Source organism: Actinomycetospora callitridis, from assembly GCF_028737265.1.
Lineage (GTDB): Bacteria > Actinomycetota > Actinomycetes > Mycobacteriales > Pseudonocardiaceae > Actinomycetospora > Actinomycetospora callitridis.
In genome coordinates this window covers 551,769-569,115 of the sequence record NZ_JAQZAK010000001.1, presented here as the reverse complement: position 1 = coordinate 569,115, position 17,347 = coordinate 551,769, and the positions used below count along the sequence as shown (strand labels likewise).

At 74.2% G+C, this 17,347-nt stretch carries 19 protein-coding genes; 7 read left to right on the top strand and 12 right to left on the bottom strand.

The annotated features are described in order from the left end of the window. Nucleotides 1–54: 54 nt before the first annotated feature. From PH191_RS02780 to PH191_RS02755, 6 genes are all read right to left on the bottom strand, one after another. Nucleotides 55–981 carry an ABC transporter substrate-binding protein gene (locus tag PH191_RS02780; protein ID WP_274193098.1) on the bottom strand — a complete coding sequence of 309 codons (927 nt, stop codon included), beginning with the start codon at nt 979–981 and terminating at the stop codon, nt 55–57. Continuing rightward, the gene (locus tag PH191_RS02775; RefSeq protein WP_274193097.1) at nt 978–1,682 is read right to left on the bottom strand and encodes an ABC transporter permease; all 705 of its coding nucleotides are present in this window, start codon (nt 1,680–1,682) and stop codon (nt 978–980) included. Before PH191_RS02775 ends, PH191_RS02780 begins: the two co-directional genes overlap by 4 nt. A gap of 3 nt (nt 1,683–1,685) precedes the next feature. Next, nucleotides 1,686–2,321, bottom strand: coding sequence for an ABC transporter permease (locus tag PH191_RS02770; RefSeq protein WP_274193096.1), 636 nt, complete (start codon nt 2,319–2,321; stop codon nt 1,686–1,688). Next, nucleotides 2,318–3,412 carry an ABC transporter ATP-binding protein gene (locus PH191_RS02765; RefSeq protein ID WP_274193095.1) on the bottom strand — a complete coding sequence of 365 codons (1,095 nt, stop codon included), beginning with the start codon at nt 3,410–3,412 and terminating at the stop codon, nt 2,318–2,320. Before PH191_RS02765 ends, PH191_RS02770 begins: the two co-directional genes overlap by 4 nt. 125 nt (nt 3,413–3,537) lie before the next feature. Beyond that, on the bottom strand, nt 3,538–6,234 hold the full coding sequence (locus tag PH191_RS02760; RefSeq protein WP_274193094.1) for a putative bifunctional diguanylate cyclase/phosphodiesterase: 2,697 nt from the start codon (nt 6,232–6,234) through the stop codon (nt 3,538–3,540). Nucleotides 6,235–6,725: 491 nt separating this feature from the next. Further along, nucleotides 6,726–7,976, bottom strand: a complete 1,251-nt coding sequence (locus PH191_RS02755) for an NAD(P)-dependent malic enzyme (RefSeq protein ID WP_274193093.1) — start codon at nt 7,974–7,976, stop codon at nt 6,726–6,728. A gap of 131 nt (nt 7,977–8,107) precedes the next feature. On the opposite strand from PH191_RS02755, the gene PH191_RS02750 reads away from it, so the two are divergent. Continuing rightward, a complete protein-coding gene (locus PH191_RS02750) occupies nt 8,108–8,719 on the top strand; it encodes a dTDP-4-dehydrorhamnose 3,5-epimerase family protein (RefSeq protein WP_274193092.1) in 612 nt (203 codons plus the stop codon). 15 nt (nt 8,720–8,734) lie between these two features. Here the strand turns inward: PH191_RS02750 and PH191_RS02745 are convergent, their stop codons facing one another. Then, nucleotides 8,735–9,076 (bottom strand): S24 family peptidase, encoded by a 342-nt coding sequence (locus PH191_RS02745; protein ID WP_274193091.1) that lies wholly within the window; start codon nt 9,074–9,076, stop codon nt 8,735–8,737. A gap of 92 nt (nt 9,077–9,168) precedes the next feature. Here PH191_RS02745 and sodN point away from each other — a divergent pair, with 92 nt between their 5' ends. After that, nucleotides 9,169–9,582: a superoxide dismutase, Ni gene (gene sodN / locus PH191_RS02740; protein WP_274193090.1), complete on the top strand. Its 414-nt coding sequence runs from the start codon at nt 9,169–9,171 to the stop codon at nt 9,580–9,582. Nucleotides 9,583–9,694: 112 nt separating this feature from the next. Then, the gene (locus PH191_RS02735; RefSeq protein ID WP_274193089.1) at nt 9,695–10,333 is read left to right on the top strand and encodes a histidine phosphatase family protein; all 639 of its coding nucleotides are present in this window, start codon (nt 9,695–9,697) and stop codon (nt 10,331–10,333) included. Here PH191_RS02735 and PH191_RS02730 read toward each other — a convergent pair. Then, nucleotides 10,330–10,677 (bottom strand): hypothetical protein, encoded by a 348-nt coding sequence (locus PH191_RS02730; protein ID WP_274193088.1) that lies wholly within the window; start codon nt 10,675–10,677, stop codon nt 10,330–10,332. The two genes, PH191_RS02735 and PH191_RS02730, sit on opposite strands and share 4 nt — an antisense overlap. Before the next feature lie 111 nt (nt 10,678–10,788). Between PH191_RS02730 and PH191_RS02725 the strand changes: the two genes are divergently transcribed. Together PH191_RS02725 and PH191_RS02720 are read left to right on the top strand one after the other, a co-directional pair. After that, nucleotides 10,789–11,709, top strand: a complete 921-nt coding sequence (locus tag PH191_RS02725) for a diacylglycerol/lipid kinase family protein (protein ID WP_274193087.1) — start codon at nt 10,789–10,791, stop codon at nt 11,707–11,709. A gap of 526 nt (nt 11,710–12,235) precedes the next feature. Beyond that, nucleotides 12,236–12,487, top strand: coding sequence for a WhiB family transcriptional regulator (locus PH191_RS02720; RefSeq protein ID WP_274191547.1), 252 nt, complete (start codon nt 12,236–12,238; stop codon nt 12,485–12,487). Between the two features lie 150 nt (nt 12,488–12,637). Here PH191_RS02720 and PH191_RS02715 read toward each other — a convergent pair whose 3' ends face one another. Then, nucleotides 12,638–14,191: a sensor histidine kinase gene (locus tag PH191_RS02715; protein ID WP_274193086.1), complete on the bottom strand. Its 1,554-nt coding sequence runs from the start codon at nt 14,189–14,191 to the stop codon at nt 12,638–12,640. A 47-nt stretch (nt 14,192–14,238) separates the two neighbouring features. Between PH191_RS02715 and PH191_RS30035 the strand changes: the two genes are divergently transcribed. Beyond that, entirely contained in the window at nt 14,239–14,313 is a 75-nt protein-coding gene (locus PH191_RS30035; protein WP_378034828.1) for a 50S ribosomal protein bL37, read from the top strand. Nucleotides 14,314–14,401: 88 nt separating this feature from the next. Here PH191_RS30035 and rsrA read toward each other — a convergent pair whose 3' ends face one another. Continuing rightward, complete coding sequence (gene rsrA, locus PH191_RS02710) at nt 14,402–14,740, bottom strand: mycothiol system anti-sigma-R factor (protein ID WP_274193085.1); 339 nt, start codon at nt 14,738–14,740, stop codon at nt 14,402–14,404. Continuing rightward, complete coding sequence (locus tag PH191_RS02705; protein WP_274193084.1) at nt 14,737–15,354, bottom strand: sigma-70 family RNA polymerase sigma factor; 618 nt, start codon at nt 15,352–15,354, stop codon at nt 14,737–14,739. Before PH191_RS02705 ends, rsrA begins: the two co-directional genes overlap by 4 nt. A gap of 319 nt (nt 15,355–15,673) precedes the next feature. Between PH191_RS02705 and ybaK the strand changes: the two genes are divergently transcribed. Beyond that, nucleotides 15,674–16,159, top strand: a complete 486-nt coding sequence (ybaK, locus tag PH191_RS02700; protein WP_274193083.1) for a Cys-tRNA(Pro) deacylase — start codon at nt 15,674–15,676, stop codon at nt 16,157–16,159. Here ybaK and PH191_RS02695 read toward each other — a convergent pair. Next, nucleotides 16,156–17,307: an epoxide hydrolase family protein gene (locus PH191_RS02695; protein ID WP_274193082.1), complete on the bottom strand. Its 1,152-nt coding sequence runs from the start codon at nt 17,305–17,307 to the stop codon at nt 16,156–16,158. The two genes, ybaK and PH191_RS02695, sit on opposite strands and share 4 nt — an antisense overlap. Between the last annotated feature and the right edge of the window lie 40 nt (nt 17,308–17,347).

Here is a 17,347-nt window from a genome sequence, read left to right as displayed (position 1 = left end):
AACCGCCCGTTCGCTCCGGGAGGGGTCCGGGAGAGGTCCGGGAGGGGGCAGGGGCTAGCGGATGCCGGCGGAGTTCAGCCAGTCGCGGGCGACGGTCTGCGGGTCCGGGCGGTCCGGGCCGGCGAGGCGCTGGTTGAGCTGGGTCAGCTGGGTGGTGTCCATGGCCGCGGAGATCTGGTTGAGCGTGTCGGTGACGCGCGGGTCGGAGGACTTGGCGCGGTTGACCAGCGGCACGACGTTCTGGGCGGCGAAGTTCGACCGCGGGTCCTCGAGCACCACGAAGTCGTTCTCCGGGATCGAGGCGTCGGTGGTGAACAGGTCCGCCGCCTGGACGGTGCCGTCGCGCAGCGCCGCCACCGTGAGCGGGCCACCGGCGTCGAGGGCCCGGAACTCCTTGAAGGTGCAGTTGTAGAGCCGCTGCAGGCCGGGGATGCCGTAGGCGCGCTGCTGGAACTCGGGCGGGCCCCCGAAGGACACCGTGGGGCACAGCGGCGCGAGGTCCTCGATCGAGCGCAGGTTGTTCTGCGTCGCGAAGGCCCGCGTGACGACGACCGCGTCCTTGTCCTCGGCGGGGCTCTGCTGGAGGAGCTGGAGCTGGGGCGGCAGCTTGGAGGAGACCTGCTGGTAGACCTGGTCCGACGCCGTGGCCGTGGTCTGCGGGTCGAGGAACTGCAGCAGGTTGCCGGTGTAGTCGGGCACCAGGTCGATCTCACCGCGCTCGACGGCGGGGTAGTACGTCTCGCGGCTGCCGATGCCGAAACGGCGCTCGACGGTCACGCCCTTGCCCTCGAGGGCCGTCGCGTAGATCTCGGCGAGCAGCCGGTTCTCGGTGAAGTTCGCCGAGCCGATGCGGACCGTGCCCTGGGCGGAGGGCCCGGCGGGGGCGGTGGCGAGCGGGTCGGAGCCGCCGCCGCAGCCGGCGAGCAGCGCGCCGGCGGCCAGCACGGCCCCGACCAACAGGGCACGCGGGGATCGGATCACGGGGAGACCTCTCTGGTGGTGACGGTGTGCGGTGTGCGGCGCAGCCGCGCGCGGTCGGGGCCGGGCGTGACGAGGCGCCCGAGGCCCTGCAGGACGAGCTCGACGACGATCGAGAGCACGGCGACGACGACGGCGCCGCCGAGCACCTGCGGGTAGTCGCGGACCGAGAAGCCGTCGAGGATGTAGCGCCCCAGGCCACCGAGGCCGACGTAGGCGGCGATGGTGGCGGTCGCGATCACCTGCAGCGTCGCGAACCGCACCCCGCCGAGCACGAGCGGCACGGCCGAGGGCACCTCGACCTGCAGGAGGATCTGGGACTCGCGCATCCCCATCCCGCGGGCGGCGTCGACGGCGCCCGGGTCCGCCCCGGCGACGCCGGAGTAGGCGCCGGCGAGCATCGGCGGGATCGCGAGCAGGACCAGGGCGAGCGTCGGCGGCAGCAGCCCGAGGCCCAGCAGCAGCACGAAGAGCACGAGGACGCCGAGCTCCGGCAGCGCGCGCAGGCCGTTGGCGACGCCGACGACCGCGAGCTCGCCGCGCCGGGTGTGCCCGATGAGCGCGCCCAGCGGCAGGGCGATGACGGCGGCGATGACGACGGCCAGCACGGTGTACCCGAGGTGCTCGAGCACCCGCGTCGGGATGGCGTTCGGCCCGCTCCACTGCGCCGGGGCGGAGAACCACTCGAGGAGTCGACCCAGCACGCCCTACACCCCCGTCCGCGCGCGGACCCAGGGCGTGAGCGCCCGTCCCAGCGCGAGCCACAGCGCGTCGAAGACGAACGCGAGCACGATCGAGCCGATGATGCCGGCGGCGACCATGGCCGGGTACGCCTGCTGGAAGCCGTCGGTCATCAGGGTGCCCAGCGACTGCACGCCGACCAGCGCACCGACCGTGACCAGCGAGAACGCCGACACCGACGCGACCCGGATGCCGGCGGTGAGCACCGGCACGGCGAGCGGCAGCTGTACTCCGAGGAAGAGCCCGGTCGGCCGGTAGCCGACGGCGACCGCCGCCGTGGTGACGGTGACCGGCACGGCGTCGAGGGCCTCCGCGACGCTGCGGACGAGCAGCGCCACCGTGTAGATCACCAGCGTCAGCCCGACGTTGAGCGGGCTGAGGATCGGCGTGCCCACCAGGATCGGGATGAACACGATCAGCGCCAGCGACGGGATCGTGTACAGCGCGCCGGAGAGCGGCACGAGCACCCGGCGCGCGCCGGGCGACCGGTGCGCCCACCAGCCCAGCGGGACGGCGACCACCAGGCCCACCAGCACCGGGACCAGGGCGAGCAGGACGTGGGAGATCACGAGCTCGTCGATGTCGTAGCCGAAGGCCCTCACCGGACCGGGTCCGGCCGCAGCAGCGCCAGCACGTCGTCGGGGGCGACCCCGCCCCGGAAGCGGCCCTCGCGGTCGACCGCCACGCCCCGTCCCGCCGGCGAGCTCAGCGCGGCGTCCAGGGCGCCGCGCAGCGTGCCCGCCGCCTCGGAGGCCGCTGTCACACCCTCGGCGCCCCCCTCGGTGACGTAGACCGAGCCCAGCTCGTGGCGCACCCCGTCGGGTCCGAGCCACGCCGCGGGACGCTCGGCCCCGTCGAGCAGGACCGTCCACTCGCCCGGCACCCCCGAGTCGCCGTTCGCGTCCGCGCGCGTCGGCAGCTCGGTGAGGTGCAGCGCGGTGGCCGGCACGAAGCCCAGGCGGCGGTAGCCGCGGTCGCGCCCGACGAACCCGGACACGAACTCGTCGGCCGGGTGCGCGAGCAGCTCGTCGGGCGGCGCGAACTGCGCCAGGCGGCCGCCGACGCGCAGCACGGCCACGCGGTCGCCCAGGCGGATGGCCTCGTCGATGTCGTGGGTGACGAACAGGATCGTCTTGCCGAGGTCGGCCTGCAGGCGCAGCAGCTCGTCCTGCAGCTCGACGCGCACCACGGGGTCGACCGCCGAGAACGGCTCGTCCATGAGCAGCACCGGCGCGTCGCCGGCCAGCGCACGGGCCACCCCGACGCGCTGCTGCTGGCCGCCGGAGAGCTGCGCGGGCCAGCGCTGCGCCATCGTCGCGTCGAGACCGACGCGCTCGAGCACCTCGGCCGCCCGGGCACGGGCCTCCTTGCGCGGGAGGCCCTGGAGCACCGGCACCGTCGCGACGTTGTCGAGCACGCGGCGGTGGGGGAACAGGCCGGCCTGCTGGATGACGTAGCCGATGCCTCGACGCAGCAGCGCCGGATCACCCTCGGCGACGTCCTTGCCGGCGAGGAGCACCGAGCCCGACGTGGGCTCGACCATGCGGTTGACGGTGCGCAACGAGGTGGTCTTGCCGCAGCCCGAGGGCCCCACCAGCACCGTGATCTCACCCTCACGGGCGGTCAGCGACAGCGACTCCAGACCGACGGTGCCGTCGGCGAAGCGCTTCCCCACGTCCCGGAACTCGATCACGTACGACGCCCCCGGGATCCGCCGGCGGCCACGAGTAGGCCACCGAGTCGACGCGTGAATCTAGCCCGGCCCCCCGACGGCCGCGACCGATCACGACCGGCCGCCACCACCGTGTGTGACGGCGATCACCCGGCCGCGCGCGTCTCCGGGACGATCGGGCCGCGGCGCACGAGCTCGGTGAACGCCTCGGCCGGCATGGCGCGGGCGAACAACCAGCCCTGGTAGGCGTGCACGCCGAGGTCGCGCAGCACCGCGAACTGGTCGGAGTCCTCCACACCCTCGGCGACGCAGACCTGCCCGATCGCGGCGGTGAGGTCGACGACCGCGCGGGCCACGGCCCGGTCGGACTCGCCGGTGGCGACCCCGCGGACGAAGGCGCGGTCGAGCTTGACGATCTGTGCGGGCAGGCCGGTGAGCCGCGAGAGCGACGAGTAGCCGGTGCCGAAGTCGTCGACCGCGAAGCGCACACCGGCGGCGATGAGCTCGTTCATCTCCCGCAGCGTGTGCGAGGGCAGGTCGGCGAGGCAGGTCTCGACGAGCTCGAGGACCAGGCGGTCCCACGGCAGCCCGGACTCGGCGACGGTGGCGCGCACGACGGGCAGGAAGTCCGGGTCGCCGGGCAGCAGGCCCGCGAGGTTCACCGCCACCGACGGCGGAATCCCGTCGGGGGCCGTGCCCGGCCACGTGGCGGCCTCGCGGACCGCGGCGCGCAGCACCCAGCGGTCGAGGTCGCCGAGCAGGTCGGCGGCCTCGGCCACCGGCAGGAACTTGTCCGGGAAGAGCAGGCCGTGCTCGGGGTGCTGCCAGCGCACCAGGGCCTCGGCCGTCTGGATCCGCCCGTCCGCCCCGACGACGGGCTGGTAGTGCAGCACCAGCTCGTCGTTGACCATCGCCTCGCGCAGCTGGGTCTCCATGCGCAGCGCCTCGTCGGCGCCCTTCATGATCGCCTCGTCGGCCAGCGCGAAGCGCCCGTTGCCGCCGCTCTTGGCCTCGAACAGCGCAGCGTCGGCGAAGCGCATGAGGTCCCCGGTGCCCGGGTGGCCCGGCGCGGGCTCGAGCCCGGCGAGCTCCGTGGCCCGCTCGCGGCGCAGCACCTGCGCCACCGGGTCGTCGGTGGGGTCGATGTCGGGGCCCGACGGGTCGGCGCGGTAGCTGTCGGGGTCCCCGACGCCGAGCCCGATGGTGGCACCGACCGCGGCGCCGACCGTTGCCGAGATGCGCACGAGCTGGCCGTGCACGGGGATGGCGGTGCGCAGGATGCCGGCCACCGTCGCCGACAGGGCGTCCAGGCCGCCGTGCAGGTCGACGTCGGCGCAGACCACGACGAACTCGTCCCCGGCGCTGCGCGAGGCCGCGCACCCGGCGGGCAGGCGGTCGCGGAGGCGCTGGGCCAGCTCGACGAGCAGCTCGTCGCCGGCGTCGTGGCCGAGCGAGTCGTTGACCCGCTTGAAGTTGTCGATGTCGCAGAACAGCACCCCGGTGCGCCGCGACGTCGGGCCCGCCAGCAGCCGCGAGACCGTGGTGGTGAGCGCGCGGCGGTTGGGCAGGCCGGTCAGCTCGTCGTGCATGGCCTGGTGGCGCAGGCTCGCCTCGACCCGGCGCGCGTCGGTGACGTCGGTGAACACCACGAGGTGGGTGACGCCGCCGTCCTCGTGCACCGACACCGAGACGTGCAGCTCGCACCACACGGGCTCGGCGACCGCGCCGCCGGCGCCGCGCTCCCGGGTGAGGAGCGCGCGGGGGGTGCACGACCAGCTCACCGAGCCCGCCGAGCCCGCCGGACGGGCGAGCAGCGGTGTCGCCGGGCCGGGGCCCGCGGCCGACTCCGCCGAGAGGTCGAGCAGCTCGTCGGCGCGCCGGCCGCGGAGCGCCTCCGGGCCCTGGCCCAGCAGGCGGCACAGCGCCTGGTTCGCCTTGACCAGCCGCTCGTCGTCGTCGAAGAGGGCGATCCCGACCGGGGCGACGGCCAGCAGGTCGGTGAACCGCTGGTTGGAGGCCCGCAGCCGCTCCTCGGCGTGGCGCCGCGCGGTGACGTCGGCGGCCGTGCCGAGCACGGTGCCGGCCCGCAGGGCGGCGTGGAGGGCGAGGATGCGCCCGCTGCCGTCGCCGAGGCGCACCTCGCACTCGAGCGGGGCGCCCTCGGCGACCAGCGCCTGCCACCGGCGCGCGAGCCCGCCGCGGTCCTCGGCGTGCAGGGCGGCGAGGAGCGTCTCGGCACTGCGGGTGGCGTGCGGGTCGATCATCAGCAGCTCGGCGAGCACCGGCGAGAGCCACGCCGAGCCCGTGGCGAGGTCGACCTCCCAGTGCCCGAGGCCCGCGATCCGCTCGATGTCGGCGGCGGAAGGGGCGGACGGAGCGGAGGGGGCGGAGGGGGCCGAGGGGGCCGAGGGAGCGGCAGGAGCCGCCGGGGCCGGCACGTCGGGCACCAGCACGAGGGCGGCACCGCCGTGGGTGTCCGGCCAGGCCACCACCCGCACCGGCAGCGGCACCCCGGCGACGCGGCGCAGCCGGGCGGCGTAGAGGCCCCCCATCCCCTGGTCGGCCGCACCCTGGTCGGCCGGGCCGAGGTCGACGAGCAGCTCCCGCACGGGCCGGCCGAGCATCGTCCGCGGGTCGAGGCCCCCCGTGGGGTCGACCAGACGTGCCACCTGCGCCCGGACCTCGGTGATCCGGCCGTGGGCGTCGTGGCGCAGCGCGGGACCGGCCGGCAGGACCGGGGCGCCGGCGTCGGGAGCAGCGGCCGCGTCGGGCCGGCGGGGCGTCGTCGTCGCGTGGACGACGGCAAGGCCCCGCGAGCCCGGCACCGGCACCGCACTGCTCACGTCTCGACTCCTTCGCCGCGCGGGCCCCCACCGCTCCCCGGAGAGGAACGGACCGTCCGCGTCTGTCTCAGCAACGAAGGAGACACGGTCGGGGATCGGCAACATCACCGGAGTGGGGGAGGTCGCGCGGCGACCGTGGCCCGGGACGCGTCGTGCTGCATCACCTGATCGTTCAACCTTGAGTCCATCGACCGGTCGTCGCGCCGAAGCAGACGGAGTCCACGACGAACGGCATGTGGCCCATCGCGACTCGACCGATGGAACGGACGATCACCCACGTGCGGCTCGACACCTCACGGTCGGTGCGATCTTGCCGCTACGAACGGTTCGTTCCCGGCCACGAACGACGTGCCACCGCCGAACGTGGACGATCCCTGCTCCGGGCGGGCGACACGGCATCCGGGCGCGCAGGACCGCACGGGTTCGTACCCACTTCTCGTGGACGGCAATCCCGTGATGCCCAACCGGATTTCCGGGGTGGAGCAGGCGGGTCAGTGGTGTCCGTCGACGGCGACCTCGGCGACGTGCCGGCGCACGACCCCCTCCTCGGCGGCGGCCCGGGCCACCGCCTCGGCGACGGCGGGCGCGACCCGCGGGTCGAGCGCGCTGGGCACGATGTGGTCGGGACCGAACTCGTCGTCGCCGGCCGCGATGTCCGCGATGGCCTCGGCGGCCGCGAGCTTCATCGCCTCGGTGATGCGCCGGGCGGCCGCGTCGAGCGCCCCGGCGAACACGCCGGGGAAGGCGAGCACGTTGTTGATCTGGTTCGGGTAGTCGCTGCGCCCGGTGGCGACGACCGCGGCGTGCTTCCGGGCGACGGCGGGGTCGATCTCCGGGTCGGGGTTGGACAGCGCGAGGACGACGCCGCCCTCGGCCATCGACGCGATCACCGACTCGGGGACCGTCGAGCCCGACAGGCCCAGGAAGACGTCGGCCCCGTCGACGGCGGCGGCGAGGTCGCCGCGCACGCCGCGGGGATTCGTGATCTCGGCGAGGGCCATCTTCTCGACGTTCATGCCGTCACGACCCGCGTGGATGACGCCGCGGGAGTCGAGCACGACGACGTCGTGCGCCCCGGCCGACAGCAGGATCTTCGCGCAGGCGACCCCGGAGGCCCCGGCCCCGCTGACGACGACCTTGAGCCCGGCGAGGTCGCGGTCGAGGACGCGGGCGGCGTTGCGCAGGGCGGCGAGCACCACGATCGCCGTGCCGTGCTGGTCGTCGTGCATCACCGGGCAGTCGAGCGCCTCGATCAGCCGGCGCTCGATCTCGAAGCAGCGCGGGGCGGCGATGTCCTCGAGGTTGACCGCCCCGAAGCTCGGACGCAGGTGGACGATCGTGTCGACGATCTCGTCGACGTCGGTGGTCTCGAGCACCAGCGGGATCGAGTCGAGGTCGGCGAACGCCTTGAACAGCGCGGACTTGCCCTCCATCACCGGCAGCGACGCGCGCGGGCCGATGTCGCCCAGGCCGAGGACGGCGGTGCCGTCGGACACGACGGCCACGAGGCGGTGGGTCCACGTGTAGCGGGCGGTGAGGGCCTTGTCGTCGGCGATGGCGCGGCACACCTTGGCCACCCCGGGGGTGTAGGCGATCGCGAGGTCGCGCCGTCCGGCGAGGCCCACGGTGGGCGCGACGGAGAGCTTGCCGCCCTCGTGGGCGGTGAAGACCTCCTCCTCGGTGATGTCGCGGCCGTCGAGGGACGGGGTCCTGTCGGCAGCCTCATTCACGGGGTCGCTCACGGGGGCTCCAAGCGGGGTCGGGGGTCGCGGCACATGGCCAAGATCGATGTCGCGGCGGATCGATGTCGCGCCGGGTCGGTGCGGGCTGCACGCGCCGGGACGTGGCGCTGCCGAGGTTAGGGTCGGCGTCCGTGGAGGCGCGGGAGCTCGGTGTGCCCGGCGCGTGGCTGTTCAGCCCGCCGGTGTTCCCGGACGCGCGGGGCGCGTTCGCGGCGCCCTTCCAGGCCGGGGTGTTCGCCGACACGGTGGGGCACCCCCTGCATGTTGCGCAGGCGAACACGAGCGTATCCCGGCGCGGCGTGCTGCGCGGGGTCCACTACGCCGACGTGCCGCCCGGCCAGGCCAAGTACGTGCAGTGCAGCGCGGGCGCCGTGCTCGACGTCGTCGTCGACGTCCGCACCGGCTCCCCCACCTTCGGGGCGTGGGACGCGGTGCGCCTCGACGGCGCGACGCTGCAGGCGGTCTACCTCGCCGAGGGCCTCGGGCACGCCTTCCTCGCCCTCGACGAGGGCACGGTGACGACGTACCTCTGTTCCCGGGAGTACGAGCCGGCCGCCGAGCACGGCATCTCGCCGCTCGACCCCGCGCTCGGCCTGCCCTGGGAGCGGTGGATCCCGCGCCACGAGCTCGTCCTGTCGGACAAGGACGCCGCGGCCCCCGGTCTCGAGGAGGCGCGCGCGGCGGGGATGCTGCCCACCTGGGCGGCGTGCCGGGAGCGCCACAGGGCCCTGCTGGCCCCCTGAGCCGCCTCCTGGCCCCTACCGCGGCCGCACCCGCCCCGGGTGCGGCCAGAGCCGCCAGCGCACCGGACCGAGCACCTCCGCGGGCCCCAGGGTGCGCGAGTCGGTCGAGGACCCCGGGGCGTCGCCGACGGCGAACCAGCCGTCGGCGTCCTCCAGCGCCGCCCGCTTGACCGAGAGCTGGCCCGGCCGCGAGGACCAGCGCACGAGGGCGACGTCGCCCGGCCGCACCCGCGTCCCGGGCAGCGCGAGCACCACGTCGCCGTCGCGCAGCGTGGGTGCCATCGACGGCCCGCGGACGAGCACCCGGCGCGGACGCCGTCCCACCAGCGTGATCAGCAGCTCGCGGGGTGTCCTCACCGGCGGCGCTCCACGTGTCGGGGCCCGGTCACGGGGGTACGTTGACTGTCGTCGGAACGATCACCATTCCCCATGAGGAAGAGGGAGGCGAGATGGGACTGCTCTCCAGCGTCCTCCGTCCGCGCCTGGAGGCCACCGCGCACTGCGACCTCCCCTGCGGCGTCTACGACCCGGCTCAGGCCCGGATCGAGGCCGAGTCGGTCAAGGCGATCCAGGAGAAGTACCAGAGCAACGAGGACCCGGCCTTCCGGACGCGCGCGATCCTGATCAAGGAGGAGCGGGCGGACCTCGTCAAGCACCACCTCTGGGTGCTCTGGACGGACTACTTCAAGCCGCCGCACTTCGAGAAGTACCCGCAGCTCCACGAGCTGTTCAACAAGGCCACCAAGGCCGCCGGTGGCGGGGCGGACGGCGCCAAGTCGTCCATGGACCCGCAGACCGGGCAGCAGGTGCTCGACTACATCGCCGAGATCTCGGACATCTTCTGGGAGACCAAGAAGGGCTGAGTCCGGCCTCGCAAGCGCCCGTTCACGACGACGCGCCCGTCCCGCACGTGCGGGGCGGGCGCGTCGTCGTCTCCCCGGGCGGGTAGGAGTCACGGATGACCAGGAGCCTGCGGTGAGCGCGAGCCCGGCGGGACGCATCTTCGCGCTGCGTCACGGCGAGACCGAGTGGTCCCGCGACGGACGGCACACCAGCCGCACCGACCTGCCCCTGACCGAGCGGGGTCGCGACGCGGCCCGGACCGCCGGTCGGCTGCTGGTCACGCTGCGCGGGCTCGACGCGCCGCCGCCGGTCGTCTGGACGAGCCCCCGTCAGCGGGCGATGGACACGGCCCGCCTGGCCGGCCTCGAGCCCGACGCCGTGCGCGAGGACCTCGTCGAGTGGGACTACGGGGCCTACGAGGGCCGCACGACCCCGGAGATCCGCGAGGAGGTGCCGGGCTGGACGGTGTGGACCCACCCGAGCCCCGGCGGCGAGACCGGCGCCGAGGTGGCCGCCCGGCTCGACCGCGTCCTCGCCGACGCGGAGCGCGAGCTCACCGACCGCGACGTCGTCCTCATCGGGCACGGCCACGCCGGGCGCGTGCTCATCGCCCGCTACCTCGGGCTGGAGCCGGCGGCCGGGGTCGGCTTCGCGTTCGACGCCGCGTCGGTGACGGTGCTGGGCCACGAGCGCGGCGTGCCGCGCATCGACCTGCTCAACGCCCCCGGCGGCCTCGTCGAGCCGCCGCCGCCGCCGGCGGACCGGTACTAGGTACCGGCCCACTCCCGGGCCGGCCGCGAGATCAGCGCGGCCAGCACGGCGGCGGCCAGCAGGAGCACCGGCACGCCCCAGTCCGGGCGGCCCGAGGGCACCGCGGCGTAGAAGGCGCAGCCGAGGGTGAGCAGCTGGACGACGATCGACGGGCCGCGGGCTCCGCGCGCACCGCGCAGCAACGCGACGCCGGCCACCGTGATGCCCACCCCGAGCAGCACCAGGAAGCCCCAGACCGAGAAGGTCAGGCCCGCGGCCACCATCAGCGCCGCCACGACGAGCGCGACGACACCCTCGGTGAGCACTCCGAGTGCTGCGAGGCGCACAGGGCGTGGCGTCGTCACGGGATCAGCCTAGGCGGCGACGTCGGCGGTCCACCGCTCGGTGGAGACATCGGCGACATCGGAGACCCGGCCCCCCCGGACGGACGGGACACCCGGTCTACGGTGAGGGCCGTGCGTGCGCTGCTCGTGGCCAATCCCTCGGCCACCACGACGACGGCGGCCGGTCAGGACGTCATCGCGCACGCGCTCGCGAGCGAGATCAAGCTCGACGTCGTCGTGACCCGGTACCGGGGCCACGCCGCGGAGCTCGCCGCCCGGGCGCGAGCCGAGGCCGTCGACCTGGTCGTCGTGCTCGGCGGCGACGGGACGGTCAACGAGGCCCTCAACGGGCTGCTCGCGGACGGGCCCGGCGAGCACGTGCCCGCGCTCGGCGTGGTGCCCGGCGGGTCGGCGAACGTCTTCGCCCGGGCCCTGGGCGTCCCCCGCGAGCCGCTCGAGGCCACCCACACCCTGCTCGGCGCGATCGCCGAGGGCCGCTCGCGCAGCGTGGGGCTCGGGCGCGCCGACGAGCGGTGGTTCAGCTTCAACGCCGGTCTCGGCTGGGACGCCGACGTCATCGCCTCGATGGAGCGCGCCCGCGGACGGGGCCACGACGCCACGCCGACGCGCTACGTGGCCACCTCGATCCGCCGCTGGTCGCGGGCCCGGGTCGACCCACCGGACCTCACCGTCGAGGTCGAGGGCGAGGAGCCGGTCGGCGGGATCCGCCTGGCGCTCGTGTCGAACACCGACCCGTGGACCTACCTCGGGGCCCGCCCGGTGCGCACCAACCCCGGCTGCTCGTTCGACAGCGGCCTCGGGCTCTTCGCCCTGCACTCCCTGGGGCTGCCGACCGTCCTGCGGCTCGTCCGGCAGGTCCTGCGCCGCGACGGGGCCGCCGGGCTGCCCTCGGTGCTGCGCCGCGACGACGTGCCCGCGATCCGCGTCACGAGCGACGAGCCCGTCAACCTCCAGGTCGACGGCGACCACCTCGGAGAACGCAGCGACGTCGAGTTCGTGGCCGTCCCGGACGCCCTGCGCGTGGTCGTCTGAGGCCGCCGACGAGCGCGATGTGAACTCCGTGTGAGATCCCATCGCGACCGGTGGCCTTCTGAATCGAGCCGTCCTGCTGACCGCTCGTCGCGCTCGCTCACACGGGTGGACGGTTCGTCGTGCCTGAATCGTCGCTCGTCGCAGCCCGGCGCTCATGACGGTCCGCGCTATTCCACTCACCGACCGAGTTCGCCCGTCGAGCCGCTTGCCACTCGATCTCCCTGGTCACGTCCTGCAGATTGAGTCGCATCCCCCGCGAATACCGGGAAGGGCGCACGACCCGAGAGGGACGTGCACTCGGACCGGAGGGTCCGACGTTCGTGAATGTGCGAGCGACGGGCACGAGGCAGGGGACGGCGACACCGCATTCGTCCGTGGCACCGACGTCACAGTTCGAACGGGAGTTGACGTCCTCAGTCTCTCCTGACAGGTCGCGGGCCCTACACGGGGCCTACGACGAGGTCGAGACGATGACGACCACGACCGGCGCGCACCCCGAGGCGCGCCCACCGAGGAGCTCAGAACGATGGACTGGCGGAACGACGCTGCTTGCCGCGACGAGGACCCGGAACTGTTCTTCCCCGTCGGCACGAGTGGCCCCGCTCTCTCTCAGATCGCCCGCGCGAAAAGCGTCTGCCGGCGTTGCCCCGCGATGACCGAGTGCCTCACGTGGGCGCTGGAGTCCGGTCAGGACGCGGGTGTCTGGGGCGGAGCGAGCGAGGACGAGCGCCGTGCGCTGAAGCGTCACGGCATCCGGCCCGAGGTGCACACCGCCTGATCGGCGGCACACCTCGGCGTCGTGGCCGGGCGCTCGCTCCCCAGGCGGCCGACCACGACCGAGACCCACGAGGGCCCCGGCCCCGTCCCACGGACGGGTCCGGGGCCTTCGTGCTGCTGCGGGCCTTTCTGAAGACTTTCCCGGGCCCCTCTAGCGCCCCCGGTGCTGCAGCGGCACCTTGAGGACCGCCCGGGTGCCGCCGTCCTCGGCGGGCCGGATGCTCAGGGCCCCGGCCAGCTCGGAGTCGACGAGCGTGCGCACGATCTGCAGCCCCAGGCCCGTGGCCCGCTCCAGCGAGAACGTCTCCGGCAGGCCTCGGCCGTCGTCGGCGACCTCCACCTCCAGCACCGCGGCGGTCCGCGTCGCCGTGATGACGACGGATCCCGAGGACCGCTCGGCGAACCCGTGCTCGAGGGCGTTGGCGACGAGCTCGGTGAGCACCATGACCAGCGGCGTCGCCATCACCGCCGGCAGCACGCCGACCTCGCCGGCCCGGCTCATGGCCACGCGGGCACCGGGGCGGGCGAGGTCGTTCATCATCGGCAGCACGCGGTCGAGGACGTCGTCGATGTCGACCCGCTCGTCGACGGACGCCGCCAGCGCCTCGTGCACCAGCGCGATCGACGCCACCCGACGCACCGACTCCGTGAGGGCCTCCTGGGCCTCGGCGTGCGGCGTGCGGCGGGCCTGGAGCCGCAGGAGGGCGGCGACGGTCTGGAGATTGTTCTTCACGCGGTGGTGGATCTCGCGGATCGTGGCGTCCTTGCTGAGCAGGGCACGGTCGCGGCGGCGGACGTCGGTGACGTCGCGGGCCAGGACGACCGCGCCGGACGGCACCCCACGCGGGTGCAGCGGTAGGGCCCGCAGTACCGCGGACGCCCCGTGGCCCTCCAGCTCGGCGCGCTGCGACGGGGTGCCCGCCAGCGCGCCCCGCACGTGCTCGGCCGCCTCGGTGCCCTCGAAGGCGTCGTCGGCGACCTCGCGCACCACCCCCGCCAGGTCCGCGCCGACCAGCTCGTCGCTCCACCCGAGCCGGTGGAAGGCCGACGCGGCGTTCGGGCTGGCGTAGAGCACCCGTCCCGTCGAGCTGATGCGCACCAGCCCGTCGCCCACCCGCGGCGTCGAGCGGCCCTCGTCCTTGCTCTGCGCCGTCGGGAACGTGCCGTCGGCGACCATCTGCAGCAGGTCCGCCGCCACCGCGAGGTAGGTGATCTCCAGGGTGCTCGGCACCCGGGGGGCGGCGAGGTTGGTGTCGCGGCCCAGGACGGCGATCACCTCACCCCGACCGGAGTCCTCCCGCGTCTGCGGAGCGCGCACCGGCACCACCTCGCGGCGCACCGACCGCCCGCGGTGCCACCGCGGCTGGTCCTCGCGGCGCAGGGCGGTGTCCTCCATCGCCCGCTGCAGCTGCGGGACCAGGCTCTCGGCGGGCGCGCTGTCCACCATGTCCTCGGGGTGGGCGGTCGCCGTCGTCGTCGGGCGGCTCTGCGCCATGCAGAGGAACCGCCTCGTCCCCTGCGGGCCCGTCACGGGCACCCACAGCAGGAAGTCCGCGAACGACAGGTCGGCGAGCAGCTGCCACTCGGCGACGATGCGCTGCAGATGGGCCACGGACGTCCCGGGCAGGTCCGTGTGGGCCGCCAGGAGGTTCGAGAGCGTCGAGACCGGCCGCCCGCGGTTCCCGCTGCCCTGCATGCCGATCATCCAACCACCGCGCCGGTCGCGGTCTCCCCACGTGCGACGATGGACGCATGTCGAAGCGCGCGCGCCAGAAGCGGGACCGCAAGAAGAAGGCCAGCAACCACGGCAAGCGCCCCAACTCCTGAGCGCCTGCCCGCTACACGCACGAGGGCCCGTCCGCGAAGCGCGGACGAGCCCTCGTGCGTCGTGCGGTGTGTCCCGCTGCGGGGACGTCTAGCTGCGCCAGGACTCGACGCGCGTCTGGTTGACCTCGACGACCGTGCCGCCGGGCCCGCGCTCGACGGTGACCTCGGCCTGCTCGAGCACCGTGGCACGGATCTGCTCGCGCAGCCGCTGGTGCAGCTCCGCCGGCGCGTGCTCGCCGCCGCAGCTGCGGCCCAGCAGCCTCTTGACCTTCTCCTCGAGCCCGTACCGCGCCAGGCACGGCCCGCACTCGTCGAGATGGCGTCGGAGCTGGGCGTCGCGGTCGGCGTCGCACTCGTGGTCGAGCAGCAGCCAGACCTCGGCCAGCACCTCGGAGCAGTCGGTCTCGTGGGGCTCGCCGCAGCTCATCGTGCCGCCCCCTCTCCGGACGTGACCCGCGCGCCGTCGGCGTCCCGCAGGAAGCCGCGGTCCCGGGCCGTGTCGGTGAGCGCGTCGCGGAGCTGCTTGCGGCCGCGGTGCAGCCGCGACATCACGGTGCCGATCGGGGTGCCCATGATCTCGGCGATCTCCTTGTACGCGAAGCCCTCGACGTCGGCGAGGTACACCGCCATCCGGAAGTCGTCCGGCAGCGCCTGCAGCGCGTCGCGGATGTCGGTGTCCGGCAGGTTCTCCATCGCCTCGACCTCGGCCGACGGGAGACCGAGCGAGGTGTGCTCGCCCGCCTGGGCGAGCTGCCAGTCGCTGATCTCGTCCGTCGGCGACTGCTGGGGCTGACGCTGCCGCTTGCGGTAGGTGTTGATGTAGGAGTTGGTCAGGATGCGGTACATCCAGGCCTTGAGGTTGGTGCCGGGGGTGAACGAGGCGAACGAGGAGTACGCCTTGAGCACCGTCTCCTGCACCAGGTCCTCGGCGTCGGCCGGGTTGCGGGTCATCCGCAGGGCCGCCGCGTAGAGCTGGTCCACCAGGGGCATCGCGTCGCGCTCGAAACGCGCGGCACGCTCCTCGGGTGTCTCGGTGGCCACGTCGACCGCTTCGGGTCGCCGCTGGTCACTACTGGTGTCGCCGGGGGTCTGGTCAGGCACAGCCCTCGCCGCGTCGGCCACGGGGCTCCCTTCGGACCGCGCCGGGGGCGCGGTCGGAACGTCTACGGATCCCGCGGAGACTACCCGCGTCAGGTCCCGGACATCCCACTCCGCGGACGACGTCACGCCGGGGAACGGCGCCACGGGGGCCGTGCCGGCCTCCGTCATCGTCATCACTGCTGGCATGTCCCCGTCAACGCGGTTCCGGGGTGCGGGATTCCCGCCGGTCGCGGGGTGGGCGTCGCTACGCTCGCCGGTCGTGGCGCGACGAGCGGCGGCGGCGACCCCGGCCCTGGTGGCGCTCGACGATGCGGACATCCGGTACACGACGCACCCCTACACCGCGCCGGGCAGGACCGCCTACGGCACGGAGGCCGCCGACGCCCTCGGCCTCGACCCGCGGCGGGTGCTCAAGACGCTGGTCGCCGAGGTCGACGGCCGCCCGGTGCTGGCCATGGTGCCGGTCGCCGGGACGCTCGACCTCAAGGCGCTCGCGGCGGCGTGCGGGGGCAAGCGGGCCGTGATGGCCGACCCCGCGGTGGCCCAGCGCCTCACCGGCTACGTGGTCGGCGGCATCGCCCCGCTGGGCGGGCGCCAGCCGCTCGACGTCGTGATCGACCTCTCGGTGGCCGAGCACGGGACGGTGTTCTGCTCGGCCGGCCGTCGGGGGCTGCAGATGGAGCTGGCCCCCGACGACCTCGTCACCGCCACCGGCGCCGAGCTGGCCGAGATCGCGGCTCCCTAGCTCTCGTCCACCGGGCCGAAGAACACCCGCAGGTCGGCGGCGACGACCTCCGGCAGCTCGAGCGCCGCGAAGTGCCCGCCCTGCTCGTGGCGGCTCCAGTGCACGATGTTGGTGTTGTCGCGCTCGGCGAACACCTTGATCGTCTGGAAGTCGTCGGCGAACACCTGCACGCCGGTCCGCGCGGCGCTGACCCGCGGCTCGACGCCCGAGTGCGCCTCCTCGAAGTGGTAGCGCGCGGCCGTCGCCATGGTGTTGGTGAGCCAGTAGAGCGAGACCTGGGTGAGGATCTGCTCCTCGCTGACCAGGCTCGTCCCGTTGCCGAAGGAGTTGAACAGCTCGTTGTAGGCGAGCTGGCCGACCGGGGAGTCGGCGAGCCCGACGGCCACCGTCTGCGGGCGCGAACCGTTCATCTGGTTGTAGCCGCCCACCGACCGGAACCACTGCATGTGCTCCAGCCCGGCGTAGTCCGACGGCTCGAGACGCTCGAACTCGCTCGGGTCGCCCGACGGGAAGCTGAACAGGTGCAGGACGTGCAGACCGAGGAACCCGGGCGGGTCGAGCAGGCCGAGCTCGCGGGCGACCATCGCGCCGCCGTCGCTGCCGTGGGCGCCGTAGGACTCGTAGCCGAGCCGGCGCATGAGGGTGTCGTAGGTGCGCGCGACCCGGGCCATCGTCCAGCCGCGGTCCGCCACCGGCGTCGAGAACCCGAAGCCCGGCATCGACGGCACGACCACCGAGAACGCGTCCTCCGCCCGTCCGCCGTGGGCGACGGGGTCGGTGAGCGGGCCGATCATGTCCAGGAACTCGGCGAACGAGCCCGGGTAGGTGTGCAGCAGGAGCAGCGGCGTCGCGTCCGCCTCGGCCGACGGCACGTGGACGAAGTGGACGGTCTGGCCGTCGATCTCTGTCAGGAAGTTCGGCACGGCGTTCATCCGCTTCTCCTGGGCGCGCCAGTCGAACGTCGTGCGCCACCGCTCGACCATCGCGGCGAGGTAGTGGTTCGGCGTGCCGTAGTCCCAGTCGTCCCCCGGGGCCGGGCGCGGCAGGCGGGTGCGGGCCAGCCGGTCGGCGAGGTCGTCCAGCTCGGCCTGCGGGACCTCGATGGTGAAGCGGCCGATGACGGTGCTGCTGCTGGTGTCGCTGCTCATGGGAGAACGATAGAAACCAACCAGGCACGTTTCGTTCCTC

Coding starts and splice junctions, on each gene's coding strand:
- sodN (WP_274193090.1), top strand. CDS start 9,169: ATGGGACTGCTCTCCAGCGTCCTCCGTCCGCGCCTGGAGGCCACCGCG.
- PH191_RS02695 (WP_274193082.1), bottom strand. CDS start 17,307: ATGAGCAGCGACACCAGCAGCAGCACCGTCATCGGCCGCTTCACCATC.
- PH191_RS02715 (WP_274193086.1), bottom strand. CDS start 14,191: ATGATCGGCATGCAGGGCAGCGGGAACCGCGGGCGGCCGGTCTCGACG.
- PH191_RS02720 (WP_274191547.1), top strand. CDS start 12,236: ATGGACTGGCGGAACGACGCTGCTTGCCGCGACGAGGACCCGGAACTG.
- rsrA (WP_274193085.1), bottom strand. CDS start 14,740: ATGAGCTGCGGCGAGCCCCACGAGACCGACTGCTCCGAGGTGCTGGCC.